Here is a 20,887-nt window from a genome sequence, read left to right on the forward strand (position 1 = left end):
TGCCCTGGCCGGAGACTCCGGCATGACGGCCCGTGCGGCCAGGACTCGCCTGGTTCCGTTCGTTCGCCACAGCTTGCTCCGTTCAGGTTGATAGGTACTGAGACTGAATAATTTTAGCAGAGCCCCGCCCGCGACCGTGCCACCTCCACAGCTTCAACAATGGAGGCCGCGTCCAGGCCGAAGTAGGAAAGCAGCTCGTCGAACTCGCCGGACTTGCCGAAGCGGTCGCGCACGCCCACGAGCTGGACGGGCACCGGACACGTCGCGCAGGCTAGCTCGCAGACCGCCGAGCCGAGGCCGCCGTGCACCGAGTGCTCCTCGGCCACCACCGCGCAGCCGGTCTTGGCCAGGGAGGCGCCGATGGTGGCCGCATCGAGCGGCTTCACCGAGAAGGCGTCGATGACCTCGGCCGACACGCCGCGCTCGGCGAGCATGTCGGCCGCGAGGAGCGCCTCGCGGATCTCCACGCCGTTGGCCACGATGGTCACGTCGGTTCCCTCGCGCAGCACGTAGGCGGCGCCGATCTGAAGCTCCACGTCGTCGTCGTAGACGCAGGGTACCGCCGCGCGGCCCATGCGCACGTACACCGGGCCCTCGGTGGCGGCCGCCAGCTTCAGGGCGGCGCGGGCCGCGGCGAAGTCGGCGGGCACGAGCACGCGCATGCCGGGCAGCCCCCGCATGAGGGCCACGTCCTCGAGCATCTGGTGGGAGCCGCCGTCGGGCCCCACCGAGATGCCCGCATGGGTGGGGGCGATCTTCACGTTCAGGTTGGAGTAGCACACCGTGTTGCGGATCTGGTCGTAGGCGCGCCCCGTGCCGAACACGGCGAAGGAGCCGGTGAAGGCGATGTTGCCGGCCAGCGAGAGCCCGGCGGCCACGTCCACCATGTTCTGCTCGGCGATACCGCAGTTGAACAGGCGGTCGGCGTACCCGGCGTCGGCGAGCTTCTTGGTGGTGGTCGAGCCGGTCAGGTCGGCATCGACGGCCACCACGGGCACACCGGCGCCGGCGAGCTCGGCCAAGGTGGCGCCGAAGGCGGCGCGGGTGGCCTTCTTCTGGGCAGCGGCCTCAGCAGTTGCGAGTTTCACCATGATATGCGACCTCCTAGGCGACGCGGGCGGACAGCTCCGCCAGGGCGGTTTCCAATTCCTCGGGCTTGGGGGCCTTGCCGTGCCAGCCGGCCTGGTTCTCCATGAAGGAGACCCCCTTGCCCTTCACCGTCTTGGCGATGACGGCCACCGGCGCGGCCTCGTCAGTCGCCTCGGCCTTCAGCGCGGAGAGCGTGCTCACGAGCGCAGGCAGGTCGTGGCCGTCCACGCGCACCACGTTCCAGCCGAAGGCGGCGAACTTCTCGCCCAAATCCCCCGGGTCGCACACGTCGTGGATGCAGCCGTCGATCTGCAGCTCGTTGTTGTCGATGATGGCGATGAGGCGTCCCAGCTTCTGGTGGGCGGCGAACATGGCCGCCTCCCACACCTGGCCCTCCTCGCACTCGCCGTCGCCGAGCACGGTGAACACGCAGCCGCCCTCGCCGGAAAGGCGCAGGCCCGCCGCGAGGCCCGCCGCCACGGAGAGCCCCTGGCCGAGCGAGCCGGTGGACACCTCCACGCCCGGCAGCAGGTTGGAGTCGGGATGGCCCTGCAGGCGCGTGCCCAGCTTGCGCAGGGTGTGGATCTCGTCCACGGGGAAATAGCCCGCGTGGGCGAGCGTGGCGTAGAGCGCCGGGGCCGCATGGCCCTTGGCCAGGATGAAGCGGTCGCGGCCGGCCTTCTTGGGGTCGGCGGCGTCGTAGTCCATCACGCCGCCGAAGTACAGCGCCGTGAGGATGTCGGTACACGAGAGCGACCCGCCCGGGTGCCCGCTGCCCGCCTCCGTGATCATGGTCAGAATATCCCTGCGGATGTCGGTGGCCTTCCCCACCAGCTGCGCCGTATCCATGAGGCACCCTTTCTGAGCTACTGGTTCGATACTCTCCACGTATGATACCCGATGACGAAGGGCTCGAGTGCGCCGCCGAGCACAGCGTCCACATTTCCCGTCTCAACGCCACTGCGCAAGTCCTTCACCAGCTGGTAGGGGAACAGCACGTAGTTGCGGATCTGGCTGCCGAAGGAGTTGTCCATGCGGACCCCGCGCAGCTCGTCGAGCTCCTCCTGGCGGCGGCGCTCCTCCAGCTCGTAGAGCTTCGCGCGCAGCACGCGGAAGGCGGCCTCCTTGTTCTGCAGCTGGCTCTTCTCGTTCTGGCAGGTGACCACGATGCCGGTGGGCTCGTGGGTGAGCCGCACGGCCGAGTCGGTGGTGTTCACGCACTGGCCGCCCGGGCCGCTCGATCGGTACACGTCCACGCGCACGTCGGCCGGGTTCAGGTCCACCTCGATGTCGTCGGTGAGCACGGGCAGCACCTCCACGCTGGCGAAGGTGGTCTGACGGCGCTTCTTCGCGTCGGTCGGGGAGATGCGCACGAGGCGGTGGATGCCGATCTCGCTGCGCAGCATGCCGTAGGCGTAGCGGCCCTCGATCTGGATGGTGGCCTTGTCGAGGCCGATGCCCTCGCCGGGCACCAGATCGAGCACCGTCACCTTCCAGCCCTTGTCCTCGGCGTAGTGCGTATACATCTGGTAGAGCATCTCGGTCCAGTCCTGGGCCTCAAGACCGCCCTGGCCCGGGTTCACCGTGAGGATGGCATCGCCCGCGTCGAACTCGCCCGAGAACCACGACTCCACCTCGAGCGCGTCGAGCAGGGCCGCGAGCTCCCCGGCCGCCGCGACCGCCTCCTCGGCGAAGGCCGCATCGTCGCCGGCCAGCTCCATCGCCGCCTGCGCGTCCTCCAGCAGCGCGGCCGCCCGCTCGTAGTCCTCGATGGTGGCACGCAGGTTGGCCGCCTTCTTGCTCACCGCCTGGGCCGCCTCCGCGTCGTTCCAGAAGTCGGGGGCGGCGGCCTGCGCATCGAGCGCCTCCAGCTCGGCGCGCTTCTCCTCGACGCGCAGGAACGAGAAGGCATCCTCCACACGGGAGGACGCCGTCTCGAGTTCCTTTTGAATATCCTTCAGTTCCATTTACAAATTGGCTCCGTGGCACTTCTTGAACTTCTTGCCCGAGCCGCAGGGGCACGGGTCGTTGCGGCCCACGTTCGCGTAGGGGTCCTCCTTGTCCTTCACGAAGGTCTGGGGCTTTGCCGGTGCGGGGCGCGGGGCGGCGCCGGGCATGTTGGCGGCGGCGTGGCGGCCGCGCACGGCCGAGGTGGACAGCGCCTCCTCCGGCGCGGAGTAGCTCATCTTGCGGGCGAGCGGGTCGTCGGCCTCCCCGAGGGGCGAGGCGGAGCCCCCCACCGCCGCGCCCACCGGTGCCGGGGTGCCGGGGGCGGGCTTCTTCGCGGCGATCTCGAGGCGCAGCAGGGTGCGCAGATAGTCGTCGTACATCGAGCTCGTGAGGTTCTGGAAGGCGTTGTAGGCCTCGTTCTTGTACTCCACGAGCGGGTCGCGCTGGCCGAAGGCGCGCAGGCCGATGCCCGTCTTCAGGTAGTCCATCTCCTGGAGGTGCGCCATCCAGCGCGTGTCGATGATGCGCAGCATCACCTGGCTCGAGAGGTTCTCCATGAGGTCGGCGCCGAGCTGCTCGGTCTTCTGCTCGTAGATCCAGTCGAGGAACTCGTAGAGGGCCTCGGCGAGCACCTGCGGATCGTCCTCGTGGTCCACCTTCTCAACCGAGAAGTCGCCGCAGCCGGACATGTTGGCGGCCCACAGGTCGATGGCCTTCAGGTCCCAGTCGTCGGAGGCCGCGCGCTCCGGGCAGCACTCCCCCACGATGGCGTCCACCGCGTCGCGGATGATGCCGGGGATGCGGTCGGTCATGGACTTGCCGTCCAGGATGGCGTTGCGCTCCTCGTAGATGGCCTTGCGCTGGAGGTTCATCACGTCGTCGTACTCCAGCACGTTCTTGCGGGCGGCAAAGTGCATGGACTCCACCTGGCGCTGGGCGCTCTCGATGGACTTGGACACCATGCCCGCTTGGATGGGCATGTCGTCCTCCTGGTTGGTCTTCTCCATCATGTGCGCGATGGAATCCATCTTCGAGCCGCCGAACAGGCGCATGAGGTCGTCTTCCAGCGACAGGTAGAACTGGGTCACGCCCGGGTCCCCCTGGCGGCCCGAACGGCCGCGCAGCTGGTTGTCGATGCGGCGGCTCTCATGGCGCTCGGTGCCGATGACGCACAGGCCGCCGGCCGCCTTCACCTGCTTCTGCTCCTCGTCGCAGATGGCCCGGGCCGCGTCCAGGGCGGCGGCGCGCTGCTCGGGGGTGGGCCACAGGGGGTTCTTCGCGCCCTCGTCGGTCAGCGGCGCGGCGTCGGGATCGAGGCCGCGCTGGCGCAGCATGTCCTCGGCGAGCACATCGGGATCGCCCCCCAGCCGGATGTCGGTGCCGCGGCCGGCCATGTTGGTGGCGATGGTCACCGCTCCGGCGCGTCCGGCCTGGGCCACGATATGGGCCTCGCGCTCGTGGTGCTTGGCGTTCAGGGTCTCGTGCGGGATGCCGCGCTTGTCGAGCAGGCGCGAGAGCTTCTCGGAGTTCTCGATGGACACGGTGCCGATGAGGCAAGGCTGGCCGGCGGCGTGGCGGGCGGCGATGTCGTCGGCCACGGCGTTGAACTTGCCGTCCACCGTGCGGTAGACCAGGTCGTTCTCGTCCTTGCGGATGACCGGCTTGTTCGGCGGGATGGCCATGACCGGCAGGTTGTAGATCTGGCGGAACTCGGCGTCCTCGGTCATGGCGGTGCCGGTCATGCCCGAGAGCTTGTCGTAGAGGCGGAAGTAGTTCTGCAGCGTGATGGTGGCGAGCGTCTGGTTCTCCTCGCGCACGATGACGTGCTCCTTGGCCTCGAGCGCCTGGTGCAGGCCCTCCGAGTAGCGGCGCCCCTCCATGATGCGGCCGGTGAACTCGTCGACGATCTTCACCTCGCCGTCCATCACCACGTAGTCCACGTCGCGGTGGAAGAGGAACTGCGCCTTCAAGGCCTGCTGGAGGTGGTTGGCCAGCTGGCCGGACGGGTCGGCGTAGATGTTCTCGATGCCGAGCATGGCCTCGATCTTCTCCAGGCCGCTCTCCGTGGCGTTGATGGTGCGCTTGGCCTCGTCCATGTCGAAGTCGACGCCCTCTTTCAGGCCGGGCATGACCCGCGCGAACTTCTTGTAGGTATCGGCGGCCTGGGTGCCCGCGCCCGAGATGATGAGCGGGGTGCGCGCCTCGTCGATGAGGATGGAGTCGACCTCGTCCACCACGGCGAAGTGGTGCCCGCGCTGCACGCGCGAGCTGCCGCGGGTGACCATGTTGTCGCGCAGGTAGTCGAAGCCGAACTCGGAGTTGGTGCCGTAGGTGACGTCGGCCTGGTAGGCGGGGATCTTCGCCGCCGGGGCCATGCCGTTCTGGATGAGGCCGGTCTTCATGCCGAGGAACCGGTAGATGCGGCCCATCCACTCGCAGTCGCGCCGGGCCAGGTAGTCGTTCACCGTGACGATGTGCACGTTGTGGCCGGGGATGGCGTTCAGGTAGCCGGCGAGCGTGGACACGAGCGTCTTGCCCTCGCCGGTCTTCATCTCGGCGATCTGGCCCTCGTTCAAGGCCATGCCGCCGATGAGCTGCACGTCGAAGTGGCGCAGCCCGATGGTGCGCACACTCGCCTCGCGCACGGCCGCGAAGGCCTCGGGCAAAAGATCGTCCAGCGTCTCGCCCGCGGCGTAGCGGTCGCGGAACTCCTGGGTCTTGGCGGCGAGCTCCTCGTCGGTGAGCGCCTGGAACGCGGGCTCGAGCGCGTTGATCTTCTCCACGGTGGCCTGGTAGCGCTTCAGCTGCTTGCCCTCGCCCATCGTGAGCAGTTTAGAGAGAAATCCCATGGTCGGCGTCTTCTTTCTCTGCAGTGTCGTGTTCGGTTTCCGAAGAAGTCCTCTCCCCTCCGGCACGCCGGCGGCGCTTCTTCGCGTAAATCCGCTCCACTCTATCACAGAGGGCCGGTGGGCTGGGGAATTCCACAGGGTTTGCAGGTAACCGAGGCCGCGCGGCCCCCGTCGTCCAACCCAGGGACCGGCGCTTTGGCATCCCGCTGCGCTCCGGCGCTTTGGCGTCCCGCGTTGCCGGGAGCCACCACCTTACCATGAGCCGCACCCACGCCAAACCGCCAGAACAGCCCTCCTGTCCCTTTTGCCCGGATAGAGAGGCGACCTGTCCGGATGAAACGAACATCGCCCCGCCGCCCGGGAGATCCCGGACAGCGGGGCGATTTCAGCACGTGAGGGGCTGTCTGCGGAAAACGCCCCTCGACATCGTCGAATCGAGAATCGACTAGTAATGCGTCAGATCATCCGGCTTCACGCGGCCGCGGAAGGTGCGGTAGATGATGACGTGGTAGGCCAGCACGAGCGGCAACCCGATGCACAGGATAATGGTCATCCACGTCAGCGACAGCTCCGAGGACGCGGCGTTGAAGATGGTGATGGCCGGGCCCACCGAGTCGGGCGTGGCGTTCACGAGCACGGGGAACATCGAGCAGGCGAGCAGCGCCACCAGCGCGATCATCGCCGCCGACTGGGCGAGGAACGCCCGCATGTCGCCCGACTCCGAGCGGCCCGCCACGATGGCGTAGACGAGGCCCGCCACCACGAGCACGGCGAACAGCACGCGCGGCACCGCGAGCACGGGATCCATCTCGGTTCCCACGAGCGCGAGCGCGGCCACCGACACTACGGCGAACAGGGCGAGCGACACCACCTGCAAGGGCGCGCGCAGGCGCACGGCCCGCTCGCGCAGCTCGCTCGGCAAGGGGGCCTTGAGCGCGGCCCACGAGGCGCCGGCGGCCAGGAACATCGCCAGGCCCAGAAGGCCCGTCAGCAGCGTGAAGGGCGTCACGAGACCCAAAAGCGGCACGCCGGCGTAGTCGCCGATCGCATCCATCGGAATGCCCGCGAAGATGTTGCCCACGGCCACGCCGAGGAGCAGCGCCGGCAGAAGCGAGCCCACGAAGAAGCAGCCGTCCCACAGCTTGCCCCAGCCCGGATCGCCCGCGCGGAACTCGAAGGACACCGCGCGCACGATAAGTCCGAACAGCACGAGCATCACGGCCAGGTAGAAGCCCGAGAAGGTCGTGGCGTAGGCATCTGGGAAGGCCGCGAACAGGGCGCCGCCGGCCGTGAGGAGCCACACCTCGTTGCCGTCCCACACCGGCCCGATGGCCCGGCGCAGAACGCCGCGCTCCTCATCGTTTTTCGCGATGAAGGGCGAGAGCACCCCGATGCCCAGATCGAAGCCGTCCAGCACGAAGTAGCCGGCGATGAGCACGAAGATGAGGAAGAACCACAGAACGCTCAGGAACTCGAACATGGCTACTCGCCTCCCTTCGCGGTCGCGGCATCGGCAGACGCATCGTCCGCCTCGACCACCACAGCCGCCACATCGCCCTCGCCGTCGGCCGCCACGGCGACAACAGCCGCAGGCGCCGGGGCCGCGTCGCCCAGCTGGCGGTCGAGCGCAGCGTCGCCGTCAGCCACCGGGCCTTCCTTGATGAAGCGGCCGATCACGCGGGCCCAGCCCACGAGCAGCACCGCGTACACGAGCACGAACAGCGCGAGCGTCAGCCACAGCTCGGGCGCCGACACCGACATGGAGATGCCGTCGGCGGTGAGCAGCGACACGCCGTCGGGCCCGGTCACCGACGGGTACACCACCCAGGGCTGGCGGCCCACCTCGGCGGTGATCCAGCCAGTCTGGATGGCGATGAACGGCCAGATCGGCGACAGCACCGCGGCCCACTGCAGCCAGCGCATCTTCGCGATGCGGCCGCCCTTGAAGGTGAACACGAGCACGAGGATGCTCGTGAGCATGATGAGCCCGTACATGGCCACCATGAGGTGGTAGCTCTGGAAGACGAGCCCCACGGGCATGTCCTCCACCACCATGTCGCCGTACTCCTCGGTCTGAGCGAGCTCGTTTAAGCCCGGGTACTCGGTCTCGAAGTTGCCCGTGGCCAGAAAGCTCGTACCGCCGGGAATGGCGAAGGGCGCGATGACCTCCTGGGCCTCCTCGTCCACGATGCCCACGGCGTAGAGCGGGGGCACTTCGGAGTCGTACATGCCCTCCATCATGGCGAGCTTGGTGGGCTGCTCCTCCCACACCACCACGGCCGAGGCGTGGGCGAACACGATCATGGCGCAGGACGTCACGATGCCCACCACCGCGGCGATGCGCATGGTCTTCATGGCGAAGTCCTTATGGCGCCCCTTCAGCATGTACCAGCCGGCCACGGCCATGGCCACGAACGCGCCCATGATGAGCAGGGCGTCCACGGTATGGGTGTAGCGCGCGAAGATGGACGGGTTGAAGGCCGCCGCGAAGAAGTCGGTGATGACCGCCTCAGTGCCCTCGGCGTTCAGCTCGCCGCCAGCCGGGGTCTGCATCCACGAGTTGGCGATGAGGATCCACAGGGCCGACAGGCACGATCCGGCCCATACGAGCCAGGCCGACACCATGTAGAACTTCGGCGAGACGCGCTTGCGCCCGAACAGGAGCACTCCCAAAAAGACCGACTCCAGGAAGAAGGCGAACAGCGCCTCGGCCGCCAGGGGCGCCCCGAAGATGTCGCCCACGAACCGCGAGTAGTTCGCCCAGTTCGTGCCGAAGGAGAACTCCATGGTGATACCCGTGGCCACTCCGATGGCGAAGGTCGCGGTGAACACCTTCACCCAGAACTTCGTCGCCGCAGCGTCCTCGGGTTTGCGTGTGCGGTAATAGCGGGTCTCGTTGATGGCCAGTATGAGTCCGAGCCCGATGGAGAGGGGCACGAACAGGAAGTGGTAGGCCACCGTCAGCGCGAACTGAATGCGCGACAGCAGGGCCACATCAGCGAAAGCCTCCATAGCACACCCCCTTTCATGTCGGCCCGGCGCGGGCTGCGGCGGGCACCCTCCAGTATCTGCCGCTCCCTGACGGAAACGGTCAGGGAACATACTACACTTCTTTGGGTGCGCCGCATATATCAACCTCGTGACACTTAGGGCCCGCGCCGGATGCCTGCGTCGCCCGTCGCGCCCCGCCGCCTTCCCCGCTCTCCCGCGCCGGGAGCCGGCACCGCCCGCTCCCGTCGCGCCCGCCGCCCCCCGCTCCCGTCGCGCGCGGCGCCCCTCCGCGTCCCGTCTAGGCCAGAGCCGGGTCGCCCTCGAGGAGGGACTGGTAGAGACCCTGCAGGGACGGCGACGGGTCGAGCCCGAGGCTGTCGGAGAGGAAGTCACGGCAGGTGAAGAAGGTGTCCACGGCCGCCGATCGCTGGTCGGAGGCCATCTGGGCGCGCATGAGGGCCGCGTACACGTCCTCCCGCGTCCTGTCGCGGCGCAGGGCCTCCCGCGCGAACCAGAGCGCGCCTTGGGGCTCGCCGCTGCGGCGCAGCCGGCTCGAGGCCGCCACGAGGCCGTCCACCATCTCGGTGGCGAAGCGCTCGCGGAAGGCGTCCACCGCCTCGCAGTCCCCCTCGGCGGGAAGGAGCGGGGAGCCGAAGGCCTCCTGGATCTGGAAGAGCACGTGCTCCCAGGCGAGCGCCCCCGAGGCGGGGCCGAAGAGCAGCTGGCGGCTCAGCGAGTCGAACTCCGCGATGTCGCTCGTGCACAGCGCCGCATCGACGCGGCACCCGTACCGGTCGCGGACCAGGTAGGGACAGCGTCCCCCCACCGAGAGTATCTGCGCCAGCTCGCCCCACACCCGGTAGAAGCTCTTGGCCCCCAGCCGGCTGTCGGCCGCCGGCCACAGCATGGCCGCGATGCGCTCCCGCGTCAGCTCGCGCCCCCGGTGCAGAACGAGGAGGGCCAGCAGAAGACGGGCCTTCCGACGGGACTTGAGGGCACCGGTCACATCGGCGTCGCCCACCCGCACCGTCATGGCCCCGAAAAGGCGCACCCGCAGCACGGGAACCGAGGGGGACGGCGCAAGGTCCAGCACGGGAGCGTCGCCGCGAGAGCCCGCCGCAACCCGCGCCGGAGAGGCCGGCGACGGGACGGCGGCGCGGCCCGGGCGGGACGAGGGGAATCGGCCGGGCCCGAGGCTCGCGCGGCTCCTCCGGATGCGATCGGCGTCCAGGGCGCGCCGGCCTCGCTCGGTCAGACCCGGAAGCCCGGCCAGCGACAGCGCCCCGTCGACGCGCTCCAGGGCCGCGGCGGCCTCGCGGGCGCCGGCGCCGAGGCTGCCGGACTCCGCGGCGCGGTCGATGCGCTCCGCGGCGAACGAGGTGAGGGCGGCCATGGCCGCGCCCTCCACCGCCGCCATGTCCTCCCGCCCCGGCTCGAAGACGCCCCGGGCGGCGGCAGCATCCAGGGCCCAGGCCGCGCCCAGAAGGCAGCCCCGCTCGTCGACGTTCGCCACCGGGCCGGCGAGGGCGACGCGCTCCATGGCGAGGCGCCACTGAACGAGGGGGTCCTCCGCGCGCTCGTGGGCCAGGGCCACCGAGGCCAGCAGACGCAGGACGGCGCGGGAGCCCTGCGCCTCGCCGTCCTGGCCGAGCCAGCGCTCCACCGGCTCGGCCATGGCGCGGCGCGTCGCGGCGTTGCCGCGCCCGTAGGCCGCCAAAGCGGCCGCGGCCCGGAGGGCGCCCGACGCGCGGGGCGATCCGATCACCTTCCGGGCGAACTCGATGGCCGCACGGCCGTCGCCGTCGAACGCGCTCGCCCAGGCCATCATGGCGTTCACTTCCGCCCTGTCCTCCACGCGGATATGGCACACGCTCCGGTACAGCTCGCCCATCTCGGCGCCGGCGCCGCCCCACACCAGCTCCCAGCCCGCGCGCCCGAGCCACCCCGAGACCGTCGGGCGTCCCGAGAACGCCCCCATCACCTGCGCGGCGCGCCGGGCGAGGCCGCGGGCCATCATGCGGTCCGCCACGAGGACCGCCAGCGCGTCGAGCCCCTCGAGCCCCCGGACGCGGGCCGCCTCGTCCAGCGAGGACGCAGTCGCGGCCCGCAGCACGGAGGGGTCCATCCCCACGGCGCGGAAGGAGCCGGCGCCCCGATCGATGCCAGTATGCGGGTAGTGGGCCGCCAGAAACTGCCACGCCTCCCGCGCCCGGCTATCGCCGATAACCGCCGCCACGTCGTCGAGATCGCCGCGGCCCATGACCAGCACGGTCCAGAGGGCCAGGCGCATATCGGCGACGAGCTCCTCCCGCACGATGCCGCGCGCCAGCTCCGCCTGCCCCTCATCGCCCCATCGCAGGCAGGGAACCCGCGCATCGAGGGACAGCGCGGCGCCGGGGAGGGAGGGCGCCAGGCCGTCGTCGCAGGCCTCGTCCTCGTCCACCAGCAGATCGGCCGCGTCGACCACCATGCGGTCGCGCTGGAGCGATCCCAGGCAGTCGGCTGCGGGGACGGAGGTGAGCACCACCTCGCAGCCCGCCGCCAGCAGCTCGTCGAGAGCGGCCGAGAGGGCCTCGGCGCGCCCGTCGTCGAGAACGGGAAGACCGGCGAGCACCGCGAGGGCCGCCTCATCGTCGGCCTCGAGCACCCCTGCCGCCAGCACCCCCGCATCCAAGTCCCTCAGGAAGCAGGGGGATGCCCCGTTTATCCAGAACACGTGCTGGAAGCCGAAAACCACCTCGGCGTACTCGCAGGCCACCGCCGCCTTGCCGTAGCCGGCCGGCGCGACGAGGCAGCGGGCGACGCGGCGATCGCGCAGAAGCCGGGAGACGAGGCGTGGGCGGCTCGCCTGCCGAGCGGGGGCGATGCCGGACGGGCGGCTTCCGCGGCAGGCGGACTGCTGAATGAATCGGGTCATGGGATGTTCCTTTCGGGACGGGAAACTGACGGGGCGCCACCCTAGACCAGCCGCGGCAGCCGCGCAACTGACACCCGCCCCGTTTGCGCCAATCCGGAACGGCGCGAGGGCGCCTCCAGGTCGCCTGCAGGAAGTCGGCGGGCTTCCCCGCAGACGAAACGCCCCCTCTCCGCTTCGAGGACAGCCCGCCTCCAACCTCGCCCAGGCCTCTCTCCCACCCGCCTGCGCCTTCCTCCGCCCGACAGGCGAAAAGCAACAGGATCCCCGCGGCACTTGCCTGGAAGGCGCCTCCTGAAAACACTCCCGCACCCCGCCCGACATCAGGACGCACAGCAGGACGCGAGCAGGAGCCAGCGGCGAAATGTCCCGCGGCGGGGCGGTCGATGCGAAGATGCCGTCACAGGTTCTCCACGCCGCGCCCCTCCCAAGACGAAAAAAAGGACCCCGAAGGGTCCCTGTGGGGGTTGCGGCGCGGATGCCGCGGGCGGGCGCCGCTGCAGAGAGCGGTGCGGACGATGCGGGCGCGACGGGCTAGGCCGGCGTCTTCCCGAGCATCTTCGCGATGCGCTCGGAGTACGCCAGGTCGGTCAGGCCCGCCTCGGCGGCCAGATCCACCGTGGGCGCGTCGTTCCACAGCGCCTCCAGGCGGTAGTACTCGCGGGTCTCGGGCATGAACACGTGCACCACGATGTTGCCGTAGTCGAGCAGCGACCAGCTGCCGTCCGGCGACACCTCGCGGTGGCTCGGCTTGATGCCGGCCTTCTCGCGCAGCGCATCCTCGATCTCGTCGATGATGGCGTCTACCTGGCGCGAGTTGGCGGCCGTGACGATGACGAAGTAGTCGGTCACCCCGATGAGCTCGCGCACCTCCTGCACCATGATATCGGTGGCCTTCTTCTCGTCGGCGGCCTGCGCGGCAATGATGGCGCACTTCCGCGAGAAAGCCGCCTGCTCGGCAACGGCATCGGTCATAGCTATCCTCCCATTCCCAAGGAACGTCTCGTTTCGAATTGCACAGCTTAGCACAAGGTTGTGAAGACCCGCTGCGCCGGCTCAGGCGCGGCCGTAGGGCATCGGATCGTCGGGGCCGGTGGCGATGAACGGACGGCGGGCGGGCATGTACGCGTTCCAGATGTCCACCGTTTTCGAGTAGATGTGGCTTTTGCGCTCCATCATGAGCTCCACCCAGTAGGCGTACACCTCCACGAACAGCTCGCGCAGGTCCACCTCGCCGATTTGGCGGCGCAGCTTCTCCACCCGCTTGCCCTCGCGCCCCGGCTCCAGCGCGTCGGCGATGTAAAGCACCATATCCAAATCGCCCATGTCCGGCGCGCCCAGGGTGTGGCGCTCGATGGCCTGCAGCAGCGCTGGGGAGAGCTCGGGAAAGTCGCGGCCCAGGGCGCGCGCGGCGGTGATCCCGTGGAGCACCCGCGGCATGGAGCGCAGCTCGTCGGGCAAGTCCAGGCCCAGCTCGTCGGCGCGGGCGAGGATGCCCGGGTCGTCGAGGCCCTTGTCCCAGTCGTGCAGAAGACCGGCCAGGCGCGCCTCGTCCTCATCGACCCCGTAGGCGCGCGCGAGCTCGCCGGCGGTGTCGGACACCCCCAGGCTGTGGCGGAAGCGACGCGGGCCCACCCGGCCCTGCAGCTCCTCGCGCCGCGCGGCGAAGAACGGATCGTCGTTGCAGGCGGCCTCGAAACCGCCCCCGTGCTTGGCGCCCATGGCATCGGCCCCTTCCCCGCGCGCTCCGTAGAGCCCGCGCTTGTCGATAAAGCGCACCACCTCGTCGGGCACCAGGTAGCGAATCGGCTCGCCGGCCGCCATGCGCGCCCGCAGCACGCGCGAGGCGACATCCAGCGGCGGAATCGGCACGAGGACCGGCTCAATGCCGCACGCCGCCCGGACGCGGGCCAGCGCCGCCTCGTCCACCGTCGCGCCGGGCCGGGTGGCCACGGCGAAGGTGGCAAGCGCGCCCAGCTCGGCCGCCTCGTGCCACCGGTCAAGCGTGAGGAAGCTGTCGGCGCCCAGGATGAAGACGACCTCGCAGCCCGCGGGCAGCCTCCGACGCAGCTCGCGCAGGGTGTCGGCGGTGTAGGTCACCCCGGGACGCTCCACCTCCAGGCCGCTGTAGGCCAGGCGCGGGTTGCCCGCCACGGCCAAATCGACCATGGACAGGCGATCCTCCCCGCTCGCCCCCGTAGCACCCCGCTTGAAGGAGGGATCGCCCGCGGGCATGAGCACCACCCGGGAAAGCCCGAGCGCGGCGCCGACCGCCTCGGCGCAGACGAGGTGCCCCACATGCACGGGGTCAAAGGTGCCCCCGAGGATGCCGACGCGGCGGCCCTCCTCCTTCTCGGGCACCCATTCGTTGGAGCGGACGTGTCCCATGGCGCCTAGGCCCTTACCTGGCCCGCGCCGCGCAGCACGTACTTGTAGGACGTGAGCGCATCGGCGGCGAAGGGCCCGCGCGCGTGGATCTTCTGGGTGGAGATGCCGATCTCGGCGCCCAGCCCGAACTGCCCGCCGTCGGTGAAGGCCGTCGAGGCGTTCGCGTACACGGCGGCGGCATCCACCTGAGCGAGGAAGGCGTCGATGGCGTCCTCGTCGGCGGCCACGATGGCCTCGGAGTGCTTCGTGCCGTAGCGGTTCACGTGATCGATGGCCTCCTGAACGCCGCCCACCACGTGCACGGCCAGATGCGGCCCCAGATACTCGGTGGCCCAGTCCTCCTCGGTGGCGGGCACCACCGCAGGGGCCGCCTCGTCGGCGATCTCGACCACGGGCAGTCCCTCGCGGCGCGCCAACGCGAGCACGGCCGCATCCCCGTGCACCGTGATGCCCGCCGCCAGCAAATCACGCAGAATGGGCGGCAGCACTTCCGCAGCGGCCGCCTCGTCCACCAGCAGCGTCTCGGCGGCGTTGCACACGCCCAGGCGGCGGCATTTCGCGTTCATGACAATGTCGTGGGCCCACGTCGGGTCGGCCGAGGCGTGCACGTACACATGGCAGTTGCCCGTGCCCGTCTCGATCACCGGCACCTTCGCGTGCTCCACGCAGTGGCGGATGAGCCCCGCGCCCCCGCGCGGGATGAGCACGTCCACAAGCCCGTGCAGCTCCATGAGCACGTCGGTGGCCGCCCGGTCAGTGGTGGTGATGGCGCAGATGGAACCCTCGGGAAGCCCCGCGCCCACCGCGGCGGCCGCCAGGATGTCGGCAATGGCCTCGTTGGAGCGGGCGGCGAGGGAGCCGCCGCGCAGGATGCAGGCGTTGCCCGACTTCACGCACACGCCGGCCGCATCGGCCGTCACGTTCGGGCGCGCCTCGTACACCATGGCCACCACGCCCAGAGGCACGCTCACGCGCCGCAGCTCAATGCCGTTGTAAAGCTCGGATTCCAGGCTCACCTGCCCGAGCGGGTCGGGCAGCGCGCGCAAGTCGTCCAGGGCGTCGGCCATGGCGCTCACGCGCCCCTCGTCCAGCATGAGCCGGTCGAGCAGCGCCTCGGTGGTGCCGGCCGCGCGGGCCGCCTCCATGTCGCCCTCGTTGGCCGCCACGATGTCGGCCGCATGGGCCCGCAGCGCGTCGGCCATGGCCGCGAGCGCTCCGTTGCGCTCCTCGGCCGTCGTCACCGCCAGCTTCGCGCTGGCCGCCTTCGCCTCCGTCGCCAGCAGCGTTATCTCGTCGCGCAGCGTCATTCGTGCCTTCTTTCTGACTTCGCCGGGGTGCCCCGCCGGAGGCCCCACGTGCTCAAGCAAGTCCTCGCTTTCGTATCTGAAGGTATGGAAATTCTACACCTTCAGATACGAGACTGCGGAATCTGCGCGCGAGGGGCCTCCGGCGGGGTACCTCGCGCGGCTAACGTTGCCGATCTACTCGAACAGCACCAGATCGTCGCGGTGGATGACCGACCGGTCCACGAGCGGCGACAGAATGGCGTTGGCGGCCAACTCGTCGCGGCTCTTGCCGCAGGCGAGCGCCAACAGATCGCTGCCGGCGGTCACCCGGCCACGCGCGAACACGTGCCCGGTGCCATCGGCCACGTCCACGATGCCATCGGCGTCGAAGCGACCCTCAACCTCGGCGATGCCCACCGAGAGCAGCGATTTGCCGCGCTCCACCAGCGCCGCGCGGGCGCCCTCGTCCACCACGAGCGTGCCGTGCACGGCATCCCCGAGAGCGATCCACAGCTTCTTCGGCGTGATCTCGTGGGGGCGCGCCGGGGCCTTGAACAGCGTGCCCACGCCCGCGCCGGCCGCCGCGTCCACGATGCAGTCCGCCTGGCGCCCCTGGCAGATAACCAAGGGGATGCCCGCAGCCATGAGCACGCGGGCAGCGCGGATCTTCGTGATCATGCCGCCCGAGCCCACGCCCGACACCGCCCCTCCGGCCGCCGCCAGAATGTCGCGGGTCACGCGGTCCACCACGGGGATGAGCTGCGCGGTGGGATCGATGAGGGGGTTGGCCGTGTACAGCCCGTCGATGTCGGACAGGATGACCATGAGGTCGGCGTCGATGAGGCAGGCCACGAGCGCGGCCAGAGTGTCGTTGTCGCCGAAGCGGATCTGCTCCACGCTCACCGTGTCGTTCTCGTTCACGATGGGCACCACCGCAAGCTCCAGCAGGCGGTTCAGGGTGTCGCGGGCGTGCAGGTAGGCCGAGCGGTCGGCCGTGTCGCGCCGGGTGAGCAGCACCACGCTCGTCAGCATGTCCCGCGCGCCGAAGGCCTCGGCGTAGGCCGTGGAAAGGGCGCTCTGCCCCACCGAGGCCGCCGCCTGCAAGCTCGGCATGTCAGTCGGCCGCTTGGCGATGCCGAGCGCCTCCAGGCCGCAGGCGATGGCCGCCGAGGTGACGATGACCACATCCCAGCCGGCCGCGCGCACTCGCGCGATCTGGTCGGCCAGGTCGGTCAGAAACCCGTAGTCGATGGAGCTCTCCGAGGTGGTCAGCGTGGCCGAGCCGATCTTCACCACCAGGCGCCGGCGCGCCCCGCAGCCGCCGCCCATCACAGATCCAGTTCCTGGTAGACGTCCACCGAGGCGGCCGTGGGCGATTCGAAGGCGAAGGAGAATCCGAGGATGCGCACCTCGTCGCCGTCGCGGGCGCCGGCCTTCTCGAGGGCCGTGTCCACGCCCATGCGCTTGAAGCGGTGCTGGAAGAACGCGATGGCCTCCTCGTTCTCCCAGTCGGTCTGCACCACCATGCGCTCCACCTGCACGCCGCGCACGCGCCAGGCACCCTCGCCCTCGGGCGTGATGTCGAAGCGCTTCTCGCGGGCCTCGCGGCGCAGCTCCCACACGTGGTCGTACTGCACGTCGGCCGCCGCGGCCTCGCGGGCCGCCTCGCGCAAATCGTGCACCTTCGTGGCGATGGCCGCCTTCAGCGAGTCCACGCCCGCGCCCGTCAGCGCGCTGATGCGGTAGAGCTTCGGGTCGATGGGGCTTTCCACGAACTCGTTGCCCCCGGCCGCCGCGATGGAATCGGCGCGCACCCGCTCGGCCAGCTTCTCGCAGACCTCCTCGGTGCCCGGCACGTCTATCTTGTTGGCCACCACGATGCGCGGCCGGGCCGCCAAGTCGCTCGCGTACTCGGCCAGCTCGCGCTTGATGATCTCGTAGTCCTCCAGAGGATCGCGCCCCTCCCAGTCGCCGGTGAGGTCCACGATCTGCACGATGAGGGCCGTGCGCTCGATGTGGCGCAGAAACTCGTGCCCGAGCCCGCGGCCCTCCGAGGCCCCCTCGATGAGCCCGGGGATGTCGGCCACGACGAAGGACAGATCGCCCGAGGTGGCCACGCCCAGATTCGGCACCAAGGTGGTGAAGGGATAGTCGGCGATCTTCGGGCGGGCGGCGCTCATCTTCGCGATGAGCGAGCTCTTCCCCGCGCTCGGCATGCCCACGAGCGCGGCGTCGGCCATGAGCTTCATCTCCAGCTCGATCCAGCGCTCCTCGGCCGGCTCGCCGAGCTCGGCGAAGGCCGGGGCGCGCCGGGTGCTCGTGACGAAGTGGATATTGCCGCGACCGCCCATACCCCCACGGGCCACCACCACGCTCTCGCCGTCGTGGGTCAGATCGGCGATCATCTCCCCTACTTCGCGCTCGTCCTCGAAGTACTCGTGGACCACGGTGCCCACAGGCACCTTCAGCACGAGGTCCTCGCCGGTGGCGCCGTGCATGCGGCTGCCCTTGCCGTGGGTGCCGCGCTCGGCTTTGAAGTGGTGCTTGAAGCGGTACTCGATGAGCGACGACACGCCGGCATCGGCCTGCACGACCACATTGCCGCCATGGCCGCCGTCGCCGCCGTCGGGGCCGCCCTTGGGCACATGGGCCTCGCGGCGGAAGGACATGCAGCCGGCACCGCCGTTGCCGCCCTTCACGTTGATACGAACCTTATCGACAAACATAGGAACCTTCCGTTAGAGATAAGCTGTGCAAACTATACAACAATGCCCCCTGAAATCTCAGGGGGCATCGGGTGAGCGCTTGATGTTACGCAGTCGTTGAAACTAGAGCGTTTAGGCGGTCTGCTCCGCGGGGATCACGTGGATCTTGCGCTTGACGCCGCGCGTGAACTTCAGGGTGCCGTCGCACAGGGCGAACAGGGTGTCGTCCTTGCCGCGGCCCACGTTCTCGCCGGGATGGAACTTCGTGCCGCGCTGACGCACGATGATGTTGCCAGTGCGGACGCGCTCGCCGGCGAACTTCTTCACGCCGAGTCGCTGTGCGTGGGAATCACGACCGTTACGGGTAGAGCCCAAGCCTTTCTTGTGTGCCATGAGATGTTCCTCCTAACCCGTTTACTCGGCCTTGGCCGTACCGACGGATTCGATCTTCACGCGAGTCAGGTTCTGACGATGACCGCGCAGCTTCTTGTAGTTCTTGCGCTTCTTGAACTTGAAGACCAACTGCTTGTCGCCCTTGAACTGCTCCAGGACGGTAGCCACGACCTTGGTCTTGGCGGCCTTGGCCGGATCGGCCTCCACCTTGTCGCCGTCCACCACGCAGATGGCCTCGAGCTCCACCTTGTCGCCGGGCTCCACGTCGAGCTTCTCGATGTTGATCTTGTCTCCGGGGGCGACCTTGTACTGCTTGCCGCCCGTCTTCACGATTGCGTACATGTAAGTTTCTCCTTGAATGTGACTAAACGCAAGGCGATATCTTACCAGCGTGACCCACCCGCGTCAATGATTTTCTTCCCCAATTTCCCACCGTTCACCGACGCTCTACATATATAAGGGTTCCGGCGAAAGGCAGGGCGCCCGGTTGCCCGGACGCCCCGTAAGGAAGGATGACAGCCGGCAGGCTGTTATCGCCCTGTGGTACCCATCCTAGGCCGCGCCGGGCAGGATGAGCATGGCGGCGGTCAGGATGATCATGCAGACCACACCGAGCACCACGAACAGCTTCGCACCGAACTTGAGCCAGGTGGAGTACTCGATCTTGGCCAGCGCCAGGCCGCCCATGATGGCGCCGGAGGTCGGGGTGAACAGGTTCACGAGGCCGTTGCCGGCGGAGTAGATCATGACCATGGTCTCGACCGAGAAGTTCAGCTGACTCGCCAGGCCGCCGAGAATCGGGATGGACACGGTGGCCATGCCCGACGACGACGGGATGAGGAACGACAGCACGATGTAGAGCAGGAAGGACAGCGGGGCGAACACCACGGCCGACATGCCCGTGAGCGCAGCGGCGGCGTTGTTCAGGATCCACATGTCCAGGCCCGTCTTGGCCATGAGCACGGTGATGGAGCGCGCCAGCGCGATGATGAGCACGACCGACATCATGTCGGCGGCGCCGTTGATGAAGGCCTTCACGAAGCGGGCCTCGGACACGCCGCCGATGACGCCGATGATAAGCGCCATCAAGAGGAACCAGGTGGAGGCCTCGTCGAAGTACCAGCCGCCCAGCGGCACGCCCGTGAGGAAGCTCGACCAAGCGGGCTGCACGGTCTCCTCGGAGACGGAAGTGGCCTCAACGGGAGCGGCGATCTCGGTCGCGGTGCCGTTGGCCTCGTCGTAGGCGCTGATGAGTTCCTCGCCCGAGATGGTGGTGGTCACCTCTTCGGTCACCTGGCCGGCCTCGAAGATGTCCACACCCAGGTCGGTCCAGGGAATGAACGAGATGATCATGATGACGAAGGTGAGGGCGAAGACCACGAGCGCGCCCTTCTGGCGGCCGGTCATCTTCGGGGTCGCGGCGGCCTGGCCGTCGGCGGCCTCGGCCTCGGACTCCTTCATACCCCACTCGTCCATCATGGCCTCCTGCTCCTGCAGGGACAGGAAGGTGGAGCCCTTGTCGTTCATGACCTTCTTCGCGTAGCGCATCACGAACACGATGGAGATGGCCAGGGTGACGATCCAGAGGATGGCGCCCAGCGCGATGATGATGGCCTGGTTCACGGCGATGCCCACGCCCGACAGGGCGTCGACGGCCACGCCCACGGCGAAGGGGTTCACCGTGGAGCCCAGCACGCCGCAGCCGGCGCCGAGGAGCACCACGGCCGCGCCGGTCAGGCTGTCGAAGCCGGCGGCCACCATGGTGGCGGCGAGCAGCAGGTAGAACGGCACCGTCTCCTCGCACATGCCGTAGGTGGTGCCGCCGATGGAGAAGATGATCATGAGGATCGGGATGAGCACGAGCTCGTTGCCCTTGAGCTTGTGCACGAGCGCCGCGATACCGGCGTCGAGCGCGCCGGTCTCGGTGATGATGCCGAGGAATCCGCCCAGGATCATGACGAACAGGCACACGCCGATGGCGTCCTGGAAGCCGAACACGGGGGCCGTGAGCACCCCGGAGAGCGTCGCGCCCTCGACACCCTCCACGCCCATCGCGGACATGATGACGGTCACGATGGCGAGCACCACGAGGATGATCAGCAAAATAGTGAATGAAGAGAGGCTCGCGCGCTTCTTCTTCTTTGTCTCTGCCATGAGATTCTCCTTATGGGAGTGGCGGCCGACCCCTCCCTGAATGCGGCCGCCCGATGAACATTGCAAGGGGCGGGACGCGTGAGCGCCCCGCCTTCACGCTTCAGAATGCGAACCCTACAGGGCCTCGCGCCAGGCCGGCATGGACATGCAGCGCGGGCCGCCGCGGCC

Annotated in this window: 15 protein-coding genes; all 15 read right to left on the reverse strand. The window is 69.0% G+C overall.

Features of this window, described 5'->3' with window-relative positions; all coding sequences use genetic code 11:
• Positions 1–113: 113 nt before the first annotated feature.
• The 15 genes from Q5064_RS06810 to Q5064_RS06880 all read right to left on the reverse strand — a co-directional run bounded on the left by Q5064_RS06810 (position 114) and on the right by Q5064_RS06880 (position 20,719).
• Positions 114–1,091 carry a transketolase family protein gene (locus Q5064_RS06810; protein ID WP_302963257.1) on the reverse strand — a complete coding sequence of 326 codons (978 nt, stop codon included), beginning with the start codon at positions 1,089–1,091 and terminating at the stop codon, positions 114–116.
• A gap of 13 nt (positions 1,092–1,104) precedes the next feature.
• Positions 1,105–1,938, reverse strand: coding sequence for a transketolase (locus Q5064_RS06815; RefSeq protein WP_302963258.1), 834 nt, complete (start codon positions 1,936–1,938; stop codon positions 1,105–1,107).
• A gap of 17 nt (positions 1,939–1,955) precedes the next feature.
• Positions 1,956–3,056 carry a peptide chain release factor 2 gene (prfB, locus tag Q5064_RS06820; RefSeq protein WP_302963260.1) on the reverse strand — a complete coding sequence of 367 codons (1,101 nt, stop codon included), beginning with the start codon at positions 3,054–3,056 and terminating at the stop codon, positions 1,956–1,958.
• On the reverse strand, positions 3,057–5,888 hold the full coding sequence (gene secA, locus Q5064_RS06825; protein ID WP_302963262.1) for a preprotein translocase subunit SecA: 2,832 nt from the start codon (positions 5,886–5,888) through the stop codon (positions 3,057–3,059). It lies immediately after the preceding gene.
• 445 nt (positions 5,889–6,333) lie between these two features.
• Positions 6,334–7,368, reverse strand: a complete 1,035-nt coding sequence (cydB, locus tag Q5064_RS06830) for a cytochrome d ubiquinol oxidase subunit II (protein ID WP_302963263.1) — start codon at positions 7,366–7,368, stop codon at positions 6,334–6,336.
• A gap of 2 nt (positions 7,369–7,370) precedes the next feature.
• Positions 7,371–8,900, reverse strand: a complete 1,530-nt coding sequence (locus Q5064_RS06835) for a cytochrome ubiquinol oxidase subunit I (RefSeq protein WP_302963265.1) — start codon at positions 8,898–8,900, stop codon at positions 7,371–7,373.
• Positions 8,901–9,177: 277 nt separating this feature from the next.
• Positions 9,178–11,796: a bacterial transcriptional activator domain-containing protein gene (locus Q5064_RS06840; RefSeq protein ID WP_302963267.1), complete on the reverse strand. Its 2,619-nt coding sequence runs from the start codon at positions 11,794–11,796 to the stop codon at positions 9,178–9,180.
• 531 nt (positions 11,797–12,327) lie between these two features.
• Positions 12,328–12,768, reverse strand: coding sequence for a ribosome silencing factor (gene rsfS / locus Q5064_RS06845; RefSeq protein WP_302963269.1), 441 nt, complete (start codon positions 12,766–12,768; stop codon positions 12,328–12,330).
• 81 nt (positions 12,769–12,849) lie between these two features.
• Positions 12,850–14,181 carry a nicotinate-nucleotide adenylyltransferase gene (gene nadD, locus Q5064_RS06850; protein ID WP_302963271.1) on the reverse strand — a complete coding sequence of 444 codons (1,332 nt, stop codon included), beginning with the start codon at positions 14,179–14,181 and terminating at the stop codon, positions 12,850–12,852.
• 5 nt (positions 14,182–14,186) lie between these two features.
• Positions 14,187–15,536, reverse strand: a complete 1,350-nt coding sequence (locus Q5064_RS06855; protein WP_368389100.1) for a glutamate-5-semialdehyde dehydrogenase — start codon at positions 15,534–15,536, stop codon at positions 14,187–14,189.
• A gap of 126 nt (positions 15,537–15,662) precedes the next feature.
• The gene (gene proB / locus Q5064_RS06860; protein ID WP_302963283.1) at positions 15,663–16,796 is read right to left on the reverse strand and encodes a glutamate 5-kinase; all 1,134 of its coding nucleotides are present in this window, start codon (positions 16,794–16,796) and stop codon (positions 15,663–15,665) included.
• Entirely contained in the window at positions 16,796–18,193 is a 1,398-nt protein-coding gene (obgE, locus tag Q5064_RS06865; RefSeq protein ID WP_302963275.1) for a GTPase ObgE, read from the reverse strand. The genes proB and obgE overlap by 1 nt, the downstream gene beginning before the upstream one ends.
• A gap of 111 nt (positions 18,194–18,304) precedes the next feature.
• Entirely contained in the window at positions 18,305–18,565 is a 261-nt protein-coding gene (rpmA, locus tag Q5064_RS06870; RefSeq protein ID WP_016309051.1) for a 50S ribosomal protein L27, read from the reverse strand.
• Positions 18,566–18,586: 21 nt separating this feature from the next.
• On the reverse strand, positions 18,587–18,907 hold the full coding sequence (gene rplU, locus Q5064_RS06875; protein WP_016309052.1) for a 50S ribosomal protein L21: 321 nt from the start codon (positions 18,905–18,907) through the stop codon (positions 18,587–18,589).
• Positions 18,908–19,117: 210 nt separating this feature from the next.
• Entirely contained in the window at positions 19,118–20,719 is a 1,602-nt protein-coding gene (locus tag Q5064_RS06880) for a YfcC family protein (RefSeq protein ID WP_302963279.1), read from the reverse strand.
• Positions 20,720–20,887 lie beyond the last annotated feature (168 nt).

It is taken from the genome of uncultured Adlercreutzia sp., from assembly GCF_958431955.1.
In the GTDB taxonomy this organism is placed as follows: Bacteria; Actinomycetota; Coriobacteriia; order Coriobacteriales; family Eggerthellaceae; genus Adlercreutzia.

Excerpts from the sequence above, each read along its gene's own strand:
- Q5064_RS06810 (WP_302963257.1), bottom strand. The coding sequence starts at position 1,091 with ATGGTGAAACTCGCAACTGCTGAGGCCGCTGCCCAGAAGAAGGCCACC.
- Q5064_RS06815 (WP_302963258.1), bottom strand. The coding sequence starts at position 1,938 with ATGGATACGGCGCAGCTGGTGGGGAAGGCCACCGACATCCGCAGGGAT.
- prfB (WP_302963260.1), bottom strand. The coding sequence starts at position 3,056 with ATGGAACTGAAGGATATTCAAAAGGAACTCGAGACGGCGTCCTCCCGT.
- secA (WP_302963262.1), bottom strand. The coding sequence starts at position 5,888 with ATGGGATTTCTCTCTAAACTGCTCACGATGGGCGAGGGCAAGCAGCTG.
- cydB (WP_302963263.1), bottom strand. The coding sequence starts at position 7,368 with ATGTTCGAGTTCCTGAGCGTTCTGTGGTTCTTCCTCATCTTCGTGCTC.
- Q5064_RS06835 (WP_302963265.1), bottom strand. The coding sequence starts at position 8,900 with ATGGAGGCTTTCGCTGATGTGGCCCTGCTGTCGCGCATTCAGTTCGCG.
- Q5064_RS06840 (WP_302963267.1), bottom strand. The coding sequence starts at position 11,796 with ATGACCCGATTCATTCAGCAGTCCGCCTGCCGCGGAAGCCGCCCGTCC.
- rsfS (WP_302963269.1), bottom strand. The coding sequence starts at position 12,768 with ATGACCGATGCCGTTGCCGAGCAGGCGGCTTTCTCGCGGAAGTGCGCC.
- nadD (WP_302963271.1), bottom strand. The coding sequence starts at position 14,181 with ATGGGACACGTCCGCTCCAACGAATGGGTGCCCGAGAAGGAGGAGGGC.
- proB (WP_302963283.1), bottom strand. The coding sequence starts at position 16,796 with ATGGGCGGCGGCTGCGGGGCGCGCCGGCGCCTGGTGGTGAAGATCGGC.
- obgE (WP_302963275.1), bottom strand. The coding sequence starts at position 18,193 with ATGTTTGTCGATAAGGTTCGTATCAACGTGAAGGGCGGCAACGGCGGT.
- rpmA (WP_016309051.1), bottom strand. The coding sequence starts at position 18,565 with ATGGCACACAAGAAAGGCTTGGGCTCTACCCGTAACGGTCGTGATTCC.
- rplU (WP_016309052.1), bottom strand. The coding sequence starts at position 18,907 with ATGTACGCAATCGTGAAGACGGGCGGCAAGCAGTACAAGGTCGCCCCC.
- Q5064_RS06880 (WP_302963279.1), bottom strand. The coding sequence starts at position 20,719 with ATGGCAGAGACAAAGAAGAAGAAGCGCGCGAGCCTCTCTTCATTCACT.